The organism is Caballeronia sp. LZ032 (genome assembly GCF_031451315.1).
Taxonomy (GTDB): Bacteria; Pseudomonadota; Gammaproteobacteria; order Burkholderiales; family Burkholderiaceae; genus Caballeronia.
On the sequence record NZ_JARUXP010000004.1, the window covers coordinates 165,659 to 180,444 of the forward strand.

Below are 14,786 nucleotides of genomic sequence, written 5' to 3' on the forward strand. Positions count from 1 at the left end.
CTCGTGCGGATGCTTCCACCTTTAGCGGGTGGCGATGTACATCGTAATTTCAAAGCCAAAACGCATATCGGTGAAGCTGGGCGTAGTCCATTGCATGAGCGTTCCTCCAGTTGGGTGAGTGAATGCCTCGGATACCGCTTCAATGAAGTGCCAGTGCGGACGAATCCGCCCGACGGCCGGGAGGTGGCCGGCTTTGGCACGTTGCAAGCGTCATGCCAGTGAGTCGACGCGGGCGCACGGTCGATCCATTCGGCGAACGCGCACATCGACTGTGACAGAACCAGAACAAAGTGTTCCATCGCCCGTTCAGGAGCGCATCAGGGCTAACACCCAATAAGGCATCGCTTAAGGTCCTGCAAGCAAATCGTGAATTCCTTTCGCTGCGGCCAATGCTTACTCTGCATTCACAGCAGGGCAGTCATCAGGCGCACGTCCCTCTCATCTCACTGTCGAGGAAACGGAATGAACGACTTCAGCAAGGCCGCCGTCGAGGCGGCGCGCAATCCGTCCGATCCGCGCTCGCGCTATGCGGCCGGCGTCATGAAGTATCGCGAGATGGGCTACTGGCAGCCCGACTACATGCCGAAGGACACCGACGTGATCGCGCTGTTCCGCATCACACCGCAAGCGGGCGTCGAACCGGAGGAAGCGGCGGCGGCGGTGGCGGGGGAATCGTCGACGGCGACCTGGACCGTCGTCTGGACCGACCGCCTCACCGCGTGCGACATGTACCGCGCCAAGGCCTATCGCGTCGAACCCGTGCCCAGCATGCGCGCCGATGAACCGCAGTACTTCGCGTACATCGCCTATGACCTCGATCTGTTCGAGGAAGGCTCGGTGGCGAACCTGACCGCATCGATCATCGGCAACGTGTTCGGCTTCAAGCCCCTCAAGGCGCTGCGTCTCGAAGACATGCGCATCCCGGTGGCGTATCTGAAGACCTTCCAGGGTCCGCCGACAGGCATCGTCGTGGAGCGCGAACGGCTCGACAAGTATGGCCGCCCGCTGCTCGGCGCGACCGTCAAGCCGAAGCTCGGGCTGTCGGGCAAGAACTATGGCCGCGTCGTCTATGAAGGGCTGAAGGGCGGTCTCGATTTTCTGAAGGACGACGAGAACATCAATTCACAGGCATTCATGCACTGGCGCGACCGCTACCTGTTCGCGATGGAAGCCGTGAACCGCGCGCAGGCCGAAACCGGCGAGATGAAAGGCCACTATCTGAACGTGACAGCGGGCACGATGGAAGACATGTACGAGCGCGCCGAATTCGCGAAGGAACTGGGCTCGTGCATCGTGATGATCGATCTCGTGATCGGCTGGACTGCCATCCAGTCGATGTCGAAGTGGGCGCGCCGCAACGACATGATCCTGCATCTGCATCGCGCCGGACATGGCACCTACACGCGGCAGCGCAATCACGGCATCTCGTTCCGCGTGATCGCGAAATGGCTGCGCATGGCAGGCGTGGATCACGCGCATGCGGGCACGGCGGTCGGCAAGCTCGAAGGCGATCCCTTGTCCGTGCAGGGCTACTACAACGTGTGCCGCGATGCGCGCAACGAGCCGGACCTCGCGCGCGGCGTGTTCTTCGACCAGCCCTGGGCAGGCTTGCGCAAGGTCATGCCGGTGGCGTCGGGCGGCATTCACGCCGGACAAATGCATCAACTGCTCGACCTGTTCGGTGACGACTGCATCCTGCAGTTCGGCGGCGGCACGATCGGGCATCCGCAGGGCATCCAGGCCGGCGCGACGGCAAACCGCGTCGCGCTCGAAGCGATGGTCAAGGCCCGCAACGAAGGACGCGACATCGCTCACGAAGGGCCGGACATTCTCGAAGCCGCCGCGCGGTCCTGCACGCCGCTTCAGCAGGCGCTCGATACCTGGCGCGACGTGACCTTCAACTATGCATCGACGGATACGCCGGACTTCGCCGTGACGGCGACCGCCGCGGCCTGAGTCTGCCCACACGCATGGAGGAACCGACATGAAGATCACACAAGGCACGTTTTCATTCCTGCCGCCGCTGACCGACGAGGAGATCGTCGCGCAAATCGGCTATGCGCTGGATCAGGGCTGGGCCTGCTCGGTGGAGTACACCGACGATCCGCATCCGCGCAACACCTACTGGGAAATGTGGGGCCTGCCGATGTTCGACCTGCACGATGCCGCCGGCGTGATGATGGAAGTGAACGAATGCCGCAAGACGTATCCGCGTCACTACATCAAGGTGAATGCGTTCGATTCGGTGCGCGGCTTCGAGACGATGCGGCTTTCGTTCATGGTGAACCGTCCTGAAGAGGAACATGGCTTCCGCCTCGAACGTCAGGACGACAGGAGCCGCGTGCAGCGCTACGCGCTCCGCACCTACGCCACCGACCGCCCCGCCGGCGAACGTTACTGATGAGGAGGCGAGAATGAGCGCCGAAGCCACGCTCGACGAAACCCAGGCGACGCATGCCGACCTGATGGCGTTGTACCGCGAGTCGCGCATCGGCGAGGTGCTGGCGGAACTGGACCGCGACCTGATCGGGCTGGCGCCGGTCAAGACGCGCATCCGCGAGATCGCCGCGCACCTGCTGGTGGAACGCGCGCGCGCGACGCTCGGCATCGCGTCGGGTGCGCCCACGCTGCACATGTGCTTCTCCGGCAATCCCGGTACCGGCAAGACCACGGTTGCGCTGCGCATGGCGCAGGTGCTGCACCGGCTCGGCTATATCCGGCGCAATCATCTCGTGTCGGTGACGCGCGACGATCTGGTCGGCCAGTACATCGGGCATACCGCACCCAAAACGCGCGAAGTGCTCAAGCGTGCGATGGGCGGCGTGCTGTTCATCGACGAGGCCTACTACCTGTACCGGCCGGAGAACGAACGCGACTACGGGCAGGAGGCCATTGAGATCCTGCTCCAGACGATGGAAAACCAGCGCGACGACCTCGTCGTGATTCTCGCCGGATACGAAGCGCGCATGGAAACCTTCTTTCACAGCAATCCTGGTTTCCGATCGCGTATCGCGCATCACCTCGTGTTCCCCGACTACGCGCCGGGCGAGTTGCTGCAGATCGCGGAGCACATGCTCGCCGACATGCACTACCGCTTCGACGACGACGCGCGCCGCGCCTTCGACGACTATCTCGCGCGCCGCATCCGCCAGCCAAACTTCGCCAATGCGCGATCGGTGCGCAATGCACTGGATCGCGCGCGGCTGCGCCAGGCGAACCGTCTGTTCGCGGCGGCAGAGCGGGGGGCGTGCCACGCCGATGCCAGCGCGTTGATGCAGCTCGACGCCAGCGACATTCGAGCGAGCCGCGTGTTCGCTGATTCGTGACCTTCATGGAGACTGCGCGATGCTCGATGGACGCACCACCTTATCGAAGTTCCTGATCGACACGTTGGATCGCCGGCCTGGCCCCGATGCGGCGAGCGGTCTGTCGGCGTTGCTGATCGATGTCGCGGCCTCGATCAAGACCATCGCTGCGGCGCTGACACGCGGCGCCTTGGGCGGGCAGCACGGCTCGGCGCAGTCGGTCAACACGCACGGCGAGGAACAGAAGAAGCTCGACCTCGCGACCAACGAGATCTTCCTCCAGCATTGCGAATGGGATGGCCTGCTGGCCGGCATGGTGTCCGAGGAAATGGACGAGGTGTACGCCATTCCGGAGACTTATCCGCGCGGCGACTATCTGCTGGCGTTCGATCCGCTCGATGGCTCGTCGAACATCGACATCAACGGCGTGGTCGGTTCCATCTTCTCGGTGCTGCGGCGCGAAGGCGAAGGTGAGCGCGACGCGCGCGCCGCCGCCGACGCAGCCGCGTTCATGCGCCCGGGCCGCGAGCAGGTTGCGGCGGGCTATGCGATCTACGGACCATCGACGATGCTGGTGCTGTCCGTGGGCAACGGCACGCACGGCTTCACGCTGGAACGCGACGTCGGCAACTTCGTGCTCACGCATTCCGACATCCGCATTCCGGAAGACTCGTGCGAGTTCGCGATCAACGCGTCGAACGAGCGCTTCTGGGAGCCGCCCGTGCGCCGCTACGTGCAGGAATGCAAGGACGGCCGCACCGGCTGCCGCGCGCAGGACTTCAACATGCGCTGGATTGCATCGATGGTTGCGGAAGTGCATCGCATCCTGATGCGCGGCGGCGTGTTCATGTATCCGCGCGACTTCAGGACGCCCGAGATGGAAGGCCGTCTGCGGCTGCTGTACGAGGCCAGCCCGATGAGCTTCCTGGTCGAGCAGGCGGGCGGCCTGTCGATCACGGGACGCGAGCGCATTCTCGACGTTCAGCCCGGCGCGTTGCATCAGCGCGTGCCGGTGATTCTGGGGTCGCGTCACGAAGTGGAGCGGATCCAGCGGTATCACGGCGAATACGATCGCGGCGAGGACAAGCCGTTCACCTCGCCGCTGTTCAACGAACGCTCGCTGTTCCTGCCGGAGACAGAAGCCTGAAGCAGCGCCCGATACGACATCAACAGCCAGGGAGGCAGCGCATGTCAGTCAAGCATCCGATCGTCGCGGTGACGGGCTCGAGCGGCGCCGGCACGACCACCGTCATGAAGAGTTTCACGCACATCTTCCGCCGCGAAAAAATCAACGCGCAGATTGTGGAGGGTGATGCATTTCATCGCTATGACCGTCTTGGCATGCGCGAGGCCATGAAGCAGAGCGAGCGCGACGGGCAACTCAACTTCAGCCACTTCGGGCCGGAAGCGAATCTGCTGCGGGAACTCGAAAGCCTGTTTGAAACCTACGGCAAGAGCGGCGGCGGCCAGTTCCGCCATTACGTGCACGACGAGGCCGAGGCCACGCGCTTCAAGCAGGATGCGGGCACGTTCACGCCCTGGGAAGACGTCGCGCCCGATACCGACCTGATGTTCTACGAAGGCCTGCACGGCGCGGCCGTCACCGACGAAGTGGACATCGCGCGTCATGCGGATCTGCTGGTCGGCGTGGTGCCGATCATCAATCTCGAATGGATCCAGAAGCTGCATCGCGACCAGACAATGCGCGGCTATTCGCACGAAGCGGTGGTCGATACCATCCTGCGCCGCATGCCTGATTACGTGAACTACATCTGCCCGCAGTTCTCGCACACGCATGTGAACTTCCAGCGCGTGCCGACCGTGGACACATCGAATCCGTTCACCGCGCGCGAGATTCCGCAGCCCGACGAGAGCTTTGTCGTGATCCGCTTCGCGAAGCCGCGCGGCATCGACTTTCCTTATCTGCTGACCATGCTGCACGACTCGTTCATGTCGCGGCCGAATGTGATCGTCGTGCCGGGCGGCAAGATGGGACTCGCGATGCAGCTGATCTTCACGCCGATGATCCTGCAGTTGCGCGACCGTCGCGCGCGCGCCTGAGCAGCCCGTTTTCCCATTGCATCAAGGAGGCATCCATGAATGCCGTTGCTGAAGCTTTGCCTGTTCGCCAGCGCTCGCCCGAGATCCGCCAGATGGCCAACGCGCTGCGCATGCTCGCCGTCGATGCGGTACAGCAGGCGAACTCGGGTCATCCCGGCATGCCGATGGGCATGGCCGAGATCGCGGTCGCGCTGTGGACGCGTCATCTGAAACACAATCCGCTGGACCCTGACTGGCCCGACCGCGACCGCTTCGTGCTCTCGAACGGACATGGCTCGATGCTGCTCTACGGCCTGCTGCATCTGAGCGGCTATGACGTGTCCATCGATGACATCCGGCGCTTCCGGCAACTGGGCAGCAAGACGCCCGGTCACCCGGAAACGGGCGTGACGCCCGGTGTGGAAACGACGACCGGGCCGCTCGGGCAGGGACTGGCGAATGCGGTCGGCATGGCGCTCGCCGAAACCTTGCTCGCGCGCGAGTTCAACCGGCCGGGGCATGAGATCGTCGATCATCGTACGTATGTGTTCGTCGGCGATGGCTGCCTGATGGAAGGCGTGTCGCACGAGGCGGCGTCGCTGGCGGGCACGCTGCGGCTCGCGAAGCTCACCGTGCTGTATGACGACAACGGCATTTCCATCGACGGTAATGTGGAAGGCTGGTTCGCCGACGACACGCCGAAGCGCTTCGAGGCGTATGGCTGGAACGTCGTGAGGGGAGTGGACGGGCACGATGCCGATGCGGTCGCGCAGGCGTTGCAGGACGCGCGCGAGTCGGACCGGCCGACGCTGATCTGCTGCAAGACCGTGATCGGCTGGGGCGCGCCGACGATGGCGGGCACGCATGAGGTACATGGCGCGCCGCTTGGCGCTGAAGAGGCCGAAGCCACGCGCCGCGCGCTGGGCTGGGCGCATGGGCCGTTCGAGATTCCGTCGCCGGTGCGCGCGCTGTGGGACGCACGCGAGGCGGGCGCGGCGGCGCAGGACGACTGGAAGCGGCGCTTCGAGGCTTATCGCCGGGCGTTTCCGGACGAAGCCGCGGAGTTCGAGCGGCGGGCGCGCGGCGCGCTGCCCGCGAACTGGCGCGATACGGCGCATGCGCTGGTGCGCGAGGCGGACCGCGCGCGCGAGACCGTGGCGACCCGCAAGGCATCGCAACTGGCCATCGACGGTCTGGCGTGCGCCTTGCCGGAGCTGCTCGGCGGCTCGGCCGACCTGACCGGCTCGAATCTCACGCGCTGGAAGGGCGCGGTCGACATGACGCCGGCGTCCGGCCAGGCCAACTACATTCACTTCGGCGTGCGCGAGTTCGGCATGAGCGCGATGTTGAACGGCGTGGCGTTGCATCGCGGCTATCTGCCATTCGGCGGCACGTTCCTGACGTTTTCGGATTACTCACGCAATGCGCTGCGCATGGCGGCGTTGATGAAGACGCGCACGGTGTTCGTCTTCACGCACGATTCGATCGGGCTTGGCGAGGATGGTCCGACCCATCAGCCGGTGGAGCATGCGGCGACGCTGCGCATGATTCCGGGACTCGACGTGTGGCGTCCGTGCGATACCGTCGAGACGATGCAGGCGTGGATCAGCGCAATCGAGCGCGACCGGCCGTCGTGCCTGCTGCTGTCGCGGCAAAACCTGCCGTTCGTGCCGCGCGACGAGGCGCAGATAGACGGCATCGAACGCGGCGGCTACGTGCTGGCCGACTGGCCGGCGACGAGTGAGCGCGATGCGCGTCGCGTCGTGCTCATCGCGACCGGTTCTGAAGTGACGCTGGCGCTGGAGGCGGTGGAGCCGCTCAGGAATGAGGGCGTTCTTGCGCGCGTCGTGTCGATGCCGTCGACCACCGTCTTCGACCGCCAGTGCAACGCGTGGCGCGAGCGCGTGTTGCCGGAAGGCGTGCCGCGCGTCGCGATCGAGGCCGGGGTGACCGCATTCTGGCGGCAGTACGTGGGATTGCACGGCGGTGTGGTCGGCATCGACCGGTTCGGGGAATCCGCGCCGGCAAACGAACTGTTCGCGCACTTTGGCGTGACCACGAAGGCGCTCGTCGAGGAAGCGCGCCGCGTGGCGGCCTGACGCGTCATCAGCACGATCATCGAGAGGGAGTTCGACATGGCCTTCATTGCATTGAGACAGTTGCTGGATCACGCTGCCGAGCACGACTACGGCGTGCCCGCGTTCAACGTCAACAACATGGAGCAGGTGCAGGCGATCATGGCCGCGGCCGACGCAACCGGAAGCCCGGTGATCCTGCAGGCGTCAGCGGGGGCGCGCAAATATGCGGGCGAGCCGTATCTGCGGCATCTGGTGCTCGCGGCCGTCGAAGCGCATCCGGACATTCCGGTGGTGCTGCATCAGGATCATGGCGCGAGTCCCTCGGTGTGCCAGCAGGCGATCCGTTCCGGCTTCACGTCGGTGATGATGGACGGTTCGCTGATGCCGGACCAGAAGACGCCGGCGGAGTATGGCTATAACGTCGAGGTGAGCCGGCGCGTCGTGGAAGCCGCGCATTCGGTGGGCGTCTCGGTGGAGGGCGAGCTCGGCTGTCTCGGCTCGCTGGAGACGGGGCTCGCGGGCGAAGAGGATGGCGTGGGCGCGGAAGGCGCGTTGAGCCGCGATCGTCTGCTGACCGACCCGGATAAGGCGCGCGCATTCGTCGAGGCAACCGGCATCGATGCACTGGCGATAGCCATCGGCACCTCGCACGGCGCGTACAAGTTCAGCCGGCAGCCCACCGGCGACATTCTCGCGATTGACCGTATCGCTGAGATTCATGCGCGCATTCCCGATACGCATCTCGTGATGCATGGTTCGTCATCGGTGCCGCAGGAATGGCTGGCGATCATTCGCGAGCACGGCGGCGAGATGCCCGCGACCTTCGGCGTGCCGGTCGAGGAAATTCGGCGCGGCATTGCGAATGGCGTGCGCAAGGTGAACATCGACACCGATATCCGGCTCGCGATGACCGGCGCCATGCGTCGGGCGATGGCGGCGGCGAAGTCGGAGTTCGATCCGAGGCATGCGCTGAAAGCCGCGACGGCGGCGGCGCGGGATTTGTGCATCGAACGCTTCGAGGCGTTCGGGTGCGCCGGGCATGGGCAAAGGATCAGGCCTGTTGGGTTGGAGGTCATGGCGAGGAAGTATCACTGAAGCCGAAGCGAGGTCATTCGACGATTTACCGGCTGCCGTCCGGCGGGGAGGGCTTCGTTGAGGTAGCTGGCGAGTTCGGTGTCTGCGGTCAGGAAATCAAGTTCTTCGGTGATGGCCTGCGCCAACAGCACGCGGTCAAACGGATCGCGATGAACGAGGCGCAGGTAACGCACGACGCGCGCAAGCACGAGTCGCACCGGCAGCACGATGAACGGATGCTGCTCGAGCACGTCTATGGCGCGTTCAGCATCCGGTTCCAGTTTGCCTCGCGCGGCCTTGATGGACATCTCCCAGATGCTGGCCGTGCTGACGCAGACCTGTTGCGCTTCTTCTATCGCCTGGCGAAAGCGCGCGGACAGACGGCGGTCACGCGACACACGCCAGATATAGATGTGAGTGTCAAGCAGCACGCGCATCATCGACTCTTGGCTGGTCCGGTTCGTCCGGAAAGATGGGGCCGTAAAACGATTCGATGATGTCGTCAGGCAGTGGTTTCACCAATTCGTCTTCCAGCACCTCCTTGTCGACGTCCATGATGATGATTGACCCGCCCGCCTCGTTGCCGTGTTTGTCCACGATATTGCCGACGTTGCGTACTTTGAGGAGCAACGCTGGACGTTCGCCGCCAATAGCGACATCCTTTCCCTGAGCAACCATATCAAGGATGCGTGGCAGATCATTTTGTGCTTCTTCGACGCTGAAAATGTACATGAATGCTCCGGATGACTGATGGAAATCCCATGCTATCCGACCGCCTTCAACCCGCCAATACACCATTCGGCCAACCGATATCAAATAGGAGCTATCTCAATGCCCACCGCATCCCCGGCTATCGATCCCGGCACACAGGCAGCAGCTTTCACCTTGCCGGCAACCGACGGGAGCAACCATACGCTCGATTCGTTCAAAGGCGCGAACGGCCTCGTGATCGTCTTCATGTGCAACCACTGCCCCTACGTCAAAGCCGTGCTGCCGAACCTGATACGCGACGCGCACGAACTGCAATCGCACGGCGTGAACCTCGCGGGTATCAATTCGAACGATGCCAGCGTCTACACCGACGACGCCTTCGAGCGCATGATCGCGTTGACGCACGAATGGCGGCTGCCGTTTCCCTATCTGCACGATGAAACCCAGCAGGTCGCGCGCGACTATGGCGCGGTGTGTACGCCGGAAGCGTTCGGCTTCGACCGCGAACTCAGGTTGAGATATCGCGGACGCATCGATGCGTCGCGCAAGGAAGCATTGCCGCTGGCACGGCGCGACCTCTTCGAGGCCATGCTCGCCGTCGCGCACGATGCCGAACCTGACGACCCGCAATATCCCGCGCTGGGTTGCTCGATCAAATGGAAACGCTAGCCTTTGCGTCGCGTGCTTCCCGGCGCATGCCACGCGCTTAGATCCTCTTCCGGCCGGTCCACTTCGCATCCCCAGTCGAGCGGCTGGTCCTGATCGAAACGCTTGCCCAGTTGCCACGCAATCTCCGCGCGCGCCAGTTGCACGCCGAGATAGAACGCATGGCCGCCGTCGCTTTCCACCTTGAGTTCGGGAAAGAGCGCGAACGGATCGACGGCCACATGATGACCGTCGCGGTTATAGACATGAATGCCCTGCGACGACACCTGCACGCGAAAATTCGGATCGCGCACGGCGGCGGCGATCACGTCGATCTCGCCGGCGTCGTACGGAAACGGCCGCTTCGCATGCAGCGCTGAGAGGTCGCTGGAAATGCCTTTGGGCAAGGTCTGCGTTTCGCGTGCGGCATGCATCACGCGGCGCGCGACGTCGGCTTCGCGCACGGCACGCCGCGCATGCAGGCTCACCGAGGTCGTCAGCACGGCTGCAACGCGCAGCTCCGCCGCCATGCCGAACAGCACTGCATTGATGCCGCTCGTGTCCGCTTCGGTCAGCTCGGTGACATTGCCGACGCCCATCATGATCGGCACATCGGGATAGCGCTCGCGCAAGGCCACATAGCGCGCGATGGACGCCGCCAGGCCAAAGGGAATCGGGTCGAGAATCGGATCGGCGAGAAAGGCGCGGCCGCGTTTCGTCATGGCATCGATGGCGCGGTCCAGCGAAGCGACATCCGCAGGCTCGCGCGGCACCAGAACCGGCGTGGACGCAATCTCGTCGGCAATCCACGCCGTATCGACGTTCAGACTCATCACATAGTCCGCGCCCGCACGTCCGCCGCGCAGGAGTTCTTCTTCGCGCATCGAATCGACGCTGACACGGAAGCCCTGCTGCTTCAGCATCGCAACCGTCTCTTCGAGATGCGGAAACGGCGTCTCGGGCAGGCAGCCGATGTCGATCACATCCGCGCCCTGCCGCCGGTATTCGTGTGCGCGGGCCGCGATGCCGTCGAGGCCGAGGCGCGGCGCATCGACGATTTCCGCGAAGATCTCGGTCTCGTAGCGGGACAGGTCCACGTGCCGCGCCTCGCGTCCGAAGAACTGCGGCAGATCCTTGACCTCTTCCGGCCCGCGTTCCACCTTCACGCCATAGTGGGCGGCGAGGGCGTCGAGATCGCCGCGGCACCGGCCCGGCACGATCATGCGCTTCGTCCCTTCGGTCAACGGCACGGCGACGCGTCGTCGAATCATGTCGGCGGTCATCAGCCCCGCGACCTGCAGCCCGATCTCCCGCACTTCCCAGGTGAAAGGCGTGCGCTGCGCCGCCGGGGCGATGCTTTCGAGCACCTGCTGAAGGCTGAGTTGCGCGAGCCGGCCGGTCAGGAAGACGATGTGTTCCATGCAAGCTTCAGGGCCGACAGGCGTTGATCGAGCGCGGCTTCGAGTTCGTCGAGCGAGCGCGGCACGGTGGTATGCGCAAAACGCGCGAGCCGCTCGACATTCTCGAACTCGATCGCGCGCGGCCGCACTTCGACCCATTCCTTCGGCGCCTGGGTGATGACGGAAGCCTCGGTGTCGCAGGCAAACACGATGCCCGGCACGCATTGCTTGCCGGCCTGCGCGTAGAGATTGGTGGGCAGCGTGTCGGAGATGCCGAACGCGCATTTGGCGACCGTGTTGCTGGTCGCGGGCGCGATCACCACCGTGTGATAGTCGCCGTTATAGAGCATCCCGACGGGCACGCTGCTCGCGCTGTTGTCGCGGAACACCTTGAAGCGTTCGCGCAGCTTCGCGATGGGCCAGCCATACAGCGGCAACACTTCCTCTCCCGCCGACGACAGGAACAGATCGACGCCCGGCAGGCGCAGCGCGAGCGCGATCGATTCTTCGATCATGTGACCGGAACCGGTCACGCACCACGCGAAGCGCGCGTCGGGCTTGAACTCGTCGAGCCGGCGGGCGGGCGTGGGTGGCGTCATGCGTCGGCGGCGGCGTTGTCGGCGGGCGAATCGTGCGAAAGGCGAATATGCAACCGATGCATCTTCCGATACAGCGTGTTGCGGCTGATGCCGAGCACCTTCGCGACATTGCTCACGTTCCAGCGGTGCTCGTCGAGCAGTTGCAGCACGGTCTCGCGCTCCTTCGCCTGGATCGCATTGAGCGACGAGACATCAGCGTCCTCCGCGAGATGCGCGGGAGGCGCACTCGCTGCCGGAGCGGGCGCACGCACGGAGACGGCCGGGCTCGCGCCGTTGGCGATCTCGGCGGGCAGATGCGCGCACAGGATCTCGGGACCGTCGCACAGGGCGATCGCCATTTGCAGCACATGGCGCAACTGGCGAATGTTGCCGGGCCAGGGGTACTTCAGCAGCGCGTGGCGTGCTTCCGCCGAGAGCCTGGGCGGATCGTCGGATTCGGTGTCGAGAATGTGGCCGATCAACGCGAGCGCATCGGCGCGTTCGCGCAGCGGCGGCAGATTGATCTCGATGCCGTTCAACCGGTAATACAGATCCTCGCGGAACAGGCCGTTCTGCACCAGTTCGATCAGGTTACGGTGGCTCGCGCTGATCAGCTGGAAATCCACCTTGACCGTGGTCTCCGCGCCGAGCGGCGTGACTTCGTGTTCTTCGAGCACGCGCAGCAGGCGGGCTTGCAGCGCGAGCGGCATGTCGCCGATCTCGTCGAGGAACAGCGTGCCGCCGTTCGCCTGCACGATCTTGCCGCGGCGCCCCTCGCGTTGCGCGCCGGTGAAGGCGCCCGCGCGATAGCCGAACAACTCGCTCTCGATCAGGTTCTCCGGCAACGACGCGCAGTTCACCGCGACGAACGGACCCGTGCCGTTCGGACTGATGCTGTGCAGCGCATTGGCGAACACTTCCTTGCCGGTGCCGGTCTGGCCGCGCAGGATGATCGGGATCTTGCGCTGGATCACGCGCGCCGCGAGCTGGATCTGCGAGGCCATGCGCGGATCGCCGAATTCCAGGTGCGAGAGCTTGTCGAGCCGGCCCGCGACCGTCGGCTCGCGGCCGGCGTCCTTCTTCGGCGGACGGGCGCGCGCGGGCGTCGCGGCGGGCTCGCTTATCAGGATGCGGGTGCTTCCCGCGGCGCCGTCGCGCGGCGTCTGCGCCGTCAAGAAAAAGCGCGTGTTGGTCTTCGCGCTGTACACCGTCACCGGATGGAACGAGCCGCGAATGCTGCGCGCGATCATGTCCTCCAGCGTCGCGTTGAACGCTTCCTCGATGCGCTTGCCGCACAGTTCGCCGGGCGACCGCAGATCGAGCTGGAATAGCGCGCTGCGGCTCGCCGCGAGCACGACGCCGTCGCCGCTCACGGCGAGCTTGCCCGCGTGCAGCGTGCCGACGAATTCCGGCCGGCTATGAAAGTGGATCAGGTTGGCGTGCTGGTAACGGGCATCGATCAGACGATTCTCGATCATCTGCCGCGACATGCCCACCAGCACCAGCGAATGCTGTTGCAGCAGCTTGGAGCGACTGGTCACGTCGAGCACGCCGGCGATCTCGCCGCGTTCGTCGAAGATCGGCGCGGCGGAGCAGGTGAGCGACGTATAGCGCGGATAGAAATGTTCGTGCTGGCACACGGCGATGCAATCGCGTTCGATCAAACACGTGCCCATGCCGTTGGTGCCGGCTTCGCGCTCGCTCCACAGGGCGCCGACGCGCAGTCCGTCGGCCGCGACGGCCTCGCCGAACGGCACCGACGAGACCTGATGCACGATGACGCCATCGGCATCGACGAGCACGACGGCCAGTTCCGGATCGGCGAGCTGCTGATACAGCGTGGTCATTTCGAGCTTCGACGACGCGATCAGGTCGCTTGCGGCTTCGCGGCGGTCGTTGAGTTCGTGCTGCGTGAGCACGGGCGGCATGACGAAGCGGCCGGGATCGAGCTGGAACTCGGTGAGGCAGCGCAGCCACGACTGCGCGACGGAATCGCTGGCGCGGCGGGCGGCCAGCGGGTTATGGACGATGTTCAGTACTTCCCGGACATGCGTGTCTACGTCAGCAAGCGACGACATGGGGGCAAGTCTCCGTTACGCCGGTTTCGGTGCGTGCCATGCACGCGGTCCGCCCGGCGCCGAATCTGTTGTGTACTCGGCTGGCGCTGCGGCGCTCTCAATTGCGCTGATTCGTTCTTGCTCTGCTTCTTGTGCTTTGGCATTCCGCACGCAGACGCGCCTCGTGGCCGGGCTGGAGAGCGTGATGGCTGCTGTCATGTCGCTGGTTTTGCGGCTATTCGGCAAGCCGTCCCGCCCGGTTCGCAAAAACTTTACCTCCGATGACGTATTGATTCAATAAGTAGTCGCATCGAAGGGGATAAACGCGCCCGCTTTTTGCTTTCACGTTACCTGTACTTTCGGCGGTGGGCGCCGGAAGCGCTCGATACAAGCGCGTGCGCGGCGAGGACTCCATGGGACGAAGCGAACCGATCAGCGATCCGAATTTCGTGGCGCCGCATGCTTCGGGCGAAGCGCGCGACGTGATGGATATCGTCTACATCGAAGGATTGACGGGGCAGACGGTGATCGGCATCGATTCGAGCGAGCTGCACGAGCCGCAGACGGTGCGCATGAATCTCGCCATCGGCGTGCCTTGCGTACGGGCCTGCCAGACGGACCGCATCGAGGATACGGTGAACTATGCGGCGGTGCGCGAGGCGATCCACGGCCTGCTCGCCTCGCATGGCGTGCAGTTGCTGGAAGCGCTGGCGGAACGCATCGCGCAGATGGTCATCCGGGATTTCGGGGCGCACTGGGTGCGCATATCGCTCGCCAAGCCGGCCAAGTTCGACGATGTCGACGCCGTGGGCGTCGTAATCGAACGCAGGCGCCCGGCCGGCGCGGCGGTGTCGCTGGCGTGGATCGGACGGGGCTACGTGCCGCAATGACGCGAGAG

The 14,786-nt window shown here is 64.6% G+C and carries 15 protein-coding genes; 9 read left to right on the forward strand and 6 right to left on the reverse strand.

The window, feature by feature from the left end; genetic code table 11:
* Positions 1-21: 21 nt before the first annotated feature.
* A complete protein-coding gene (pqqA, locus tag QCE69_RS28730; RefSeq protein ID WP_008354335.1) occupies positions 22-96 on the reverse strand; it encodes a pyrroloquinoline quinone precursor peptide PqqA in 75 nt (24 codons plus the stop codon).
* 366 nt (positions 97-462) lie between these two features.
* On the opposite strand from pqqA, the gene QCE69_RS28735 reads away from it, so the two are divergent.
* From QCE69_RS28735 to fba, 7 genes are read left to right on the forward strand one after another with little or no spacing between them, the layout of a single operon-like run.
* Positions 463-1,956, forward strand: coding sequence for a form I ribulose bisphosphate carboxylase large subunit (locus tag QCE69_RS28735; RefSeq protein ID WP_309925574.1), 1,494 nt, complete (start codon positions 463-465; stop codon positions 1,954-1,956).
* 28 nt (positions 1,957-1,984) lie between these two features.
* Entirely contained in the window at positions 1,985-2,401 is a 417-nt protein-coding gene (locus QCE69_RS28740) for a ribulose bisphosphate carboxylase small subunit (RefSeq protein ID WP_309925575.1), read from the forward strand.
* A 13-nt stretch (positions 2,402-2,414) separates the two neighbouring features.
* Positions 2,415-3,326, forward strand: a complete 912-nt coding sequence (gene cbbX, locus QCE69_RS28745) for a CbbX protein (protein ID WP_309934352.1) — start codon at positions 2,415-2,417, stop codon at positions 3,324-3,326.
* Between the two features lie 19 nt (positions 3,327-3,345).
* Positions 3,346-4,452: a class 1 fructose-bisphosphatase gene (locus QCE69_RS28750; RefSeq protein ID WP_309925579.1), complete on the forward strand. Its 1,107-nt coding sequence runs from the start codon at positions 3,346-3,348 to the stop codon at positions 4,450-4,452.
* Between the two features lie 41 nt (positions 4,453-4,493).
* The gene (locus tag QCE69_RS28755) at positions 4,494-5,366 is read left to right on the forward strand and encodes a phosphoribulokinase (protein WP_309925580.1); all 873 of its coding nucleotides are present in this window, start codon (positions 4,494-4,496) and stop codon (positions 5,364-5,366) included.
* 35 nt (positions 5,367-5,401) lie between these two features.
* A complete protein-coding gene (gene tkt / locus QCE69_RS28760; protein ID WP_309934354.1) occupies positions 5,402-7,444 on the forward strand; it encodes a transketolase in 2,043 nt (680 codons plus the stop codon).
* Between the two features lie 36 nt (positions 7,445-7,480).
* Entirely contained in the window at positions 7,481-8,518 is a 1,038-nt protein-coding gene (gene fba / locus QCE69_RS28765; RefSeq protein ID WP_309934357.1) for a class II fructose-bisphosphate aldolase, read from the forward strand.
* Here fba and QCE69_RS28770 read toward each other — a convergent pair.
* Positions 8,512-8,937 (reverse strand): type II toxin-antitoxin system VapC family toxin, encoded by a 426-nt coding sequence (locus QCE69_RS28770; protein ID WP_309934358.1) that lies wholly within the window; start codon positions 8,935-8,937, stop codon positions 8,512-8,514. The genes fba and QCE69_RS28770 overlap by 7 nt on opposite strands.
* Positions 8,918-9,229 carry a hypothetical protein gene (locus tag QCE69_RS28775; protein WP_309934361.1) on the reverse strand — a complete coding sequence of 104 codons (312 nt, stop codon included), beginning with the start codon at positions 9,227-9,229 and terminating at the stop codon, positions 8,918-8,920. The genes QCE69_RS28770 and QCE69_RS28775 overlap by 20 nt, the downstream gene beginning before the upstream one ends.
* 99 nt (positions 9,230-9,328) lie before the next feature.
* Between QCE69_RS28775 and QCE69_RS28780 the strand changes: the two genes are divergently transcribed.
* On the forward strand, positions 9,329-9,877 hold the full coding sequence (locus tag QCE69_RS28780) for a thioredoxin family protein (RefSeq protein WP_309934363.1): 549 nt from the start codon (positions 9,329-9,331) through the stop codon (positions 9,875-9,877).
* Here the strand turns inward: QCE69_RS28780 and QCE69_RS28785 are convergent.
* Genes QCE69_RS28785 through QCE69_RS28795 form a run of 3 tightly spaced genes read right to left on the reverse strand, consistent with a single transcriptional unit; the run spans position 9,874 to position 13,909 of the window.
* On the reverse strand, positions 9,874-11,274 hold the full coding sequence (locus QCE69_RS28785; protein WP_309934365.1) for a DUF6513 domain-containing protein: 1,401 nt from the start codon (positions 11,272-11,274) through the stop codon (positions 9,874-9,876). The two genes, QCE69_RS28780 and QCE69_RS28785, sit on opposite strands and share 4 nt — an antisense overlap.
* Positions 11,253-11,852 (reverse strand): flavoprotein, encoded by a 600-nt coding sequence (locus QCE69_RS28790; RefSeq protein ID WP_309819242.1) that lies wholly within the window; start codon positions 11,850-11,852, stop codon positions 11,253-11,255. The genes QCE69_RS28785 and QCE69_RS28790 overlap by 22 nt, the downstream gene beginning before the upstream one ends.
* Positions 11,849-13,909, reverse strand: a complete 2,061-nt coding sequence (locus tag QCE69_RS28795; protein WP_309934366.1) for a sigma-54-dependent Fis family transcriptional regulator — start codon at positions 13,907-13,909, stop codon at positions 11,849-11,851. The genes QCE69_RS28790 and QCE69_RS28795 overlap by 4 nt, the downstream gene beginning before the upstream one ends.
* A gap of 392 nt (positions 13,910-14,301) precedes the next feature.
* On the opposite strand from QCE69_RS28795, the gene QCE69_RS28800 reads away from it, so the two are divergent.
* Positions 14,302-14,778: a dihydroneopterin aldolase gene (locus tag QCE69_RS28800; protein ID WP_309925594.1), complete on the forward strand. Its 477-nt coding sequence runs from the start codon at positions 14,302-14,304 to the stop codon at positions 14,776-14,778.
* Positions 14,779-14,786 lie beyond the last annotated feature (8 nt).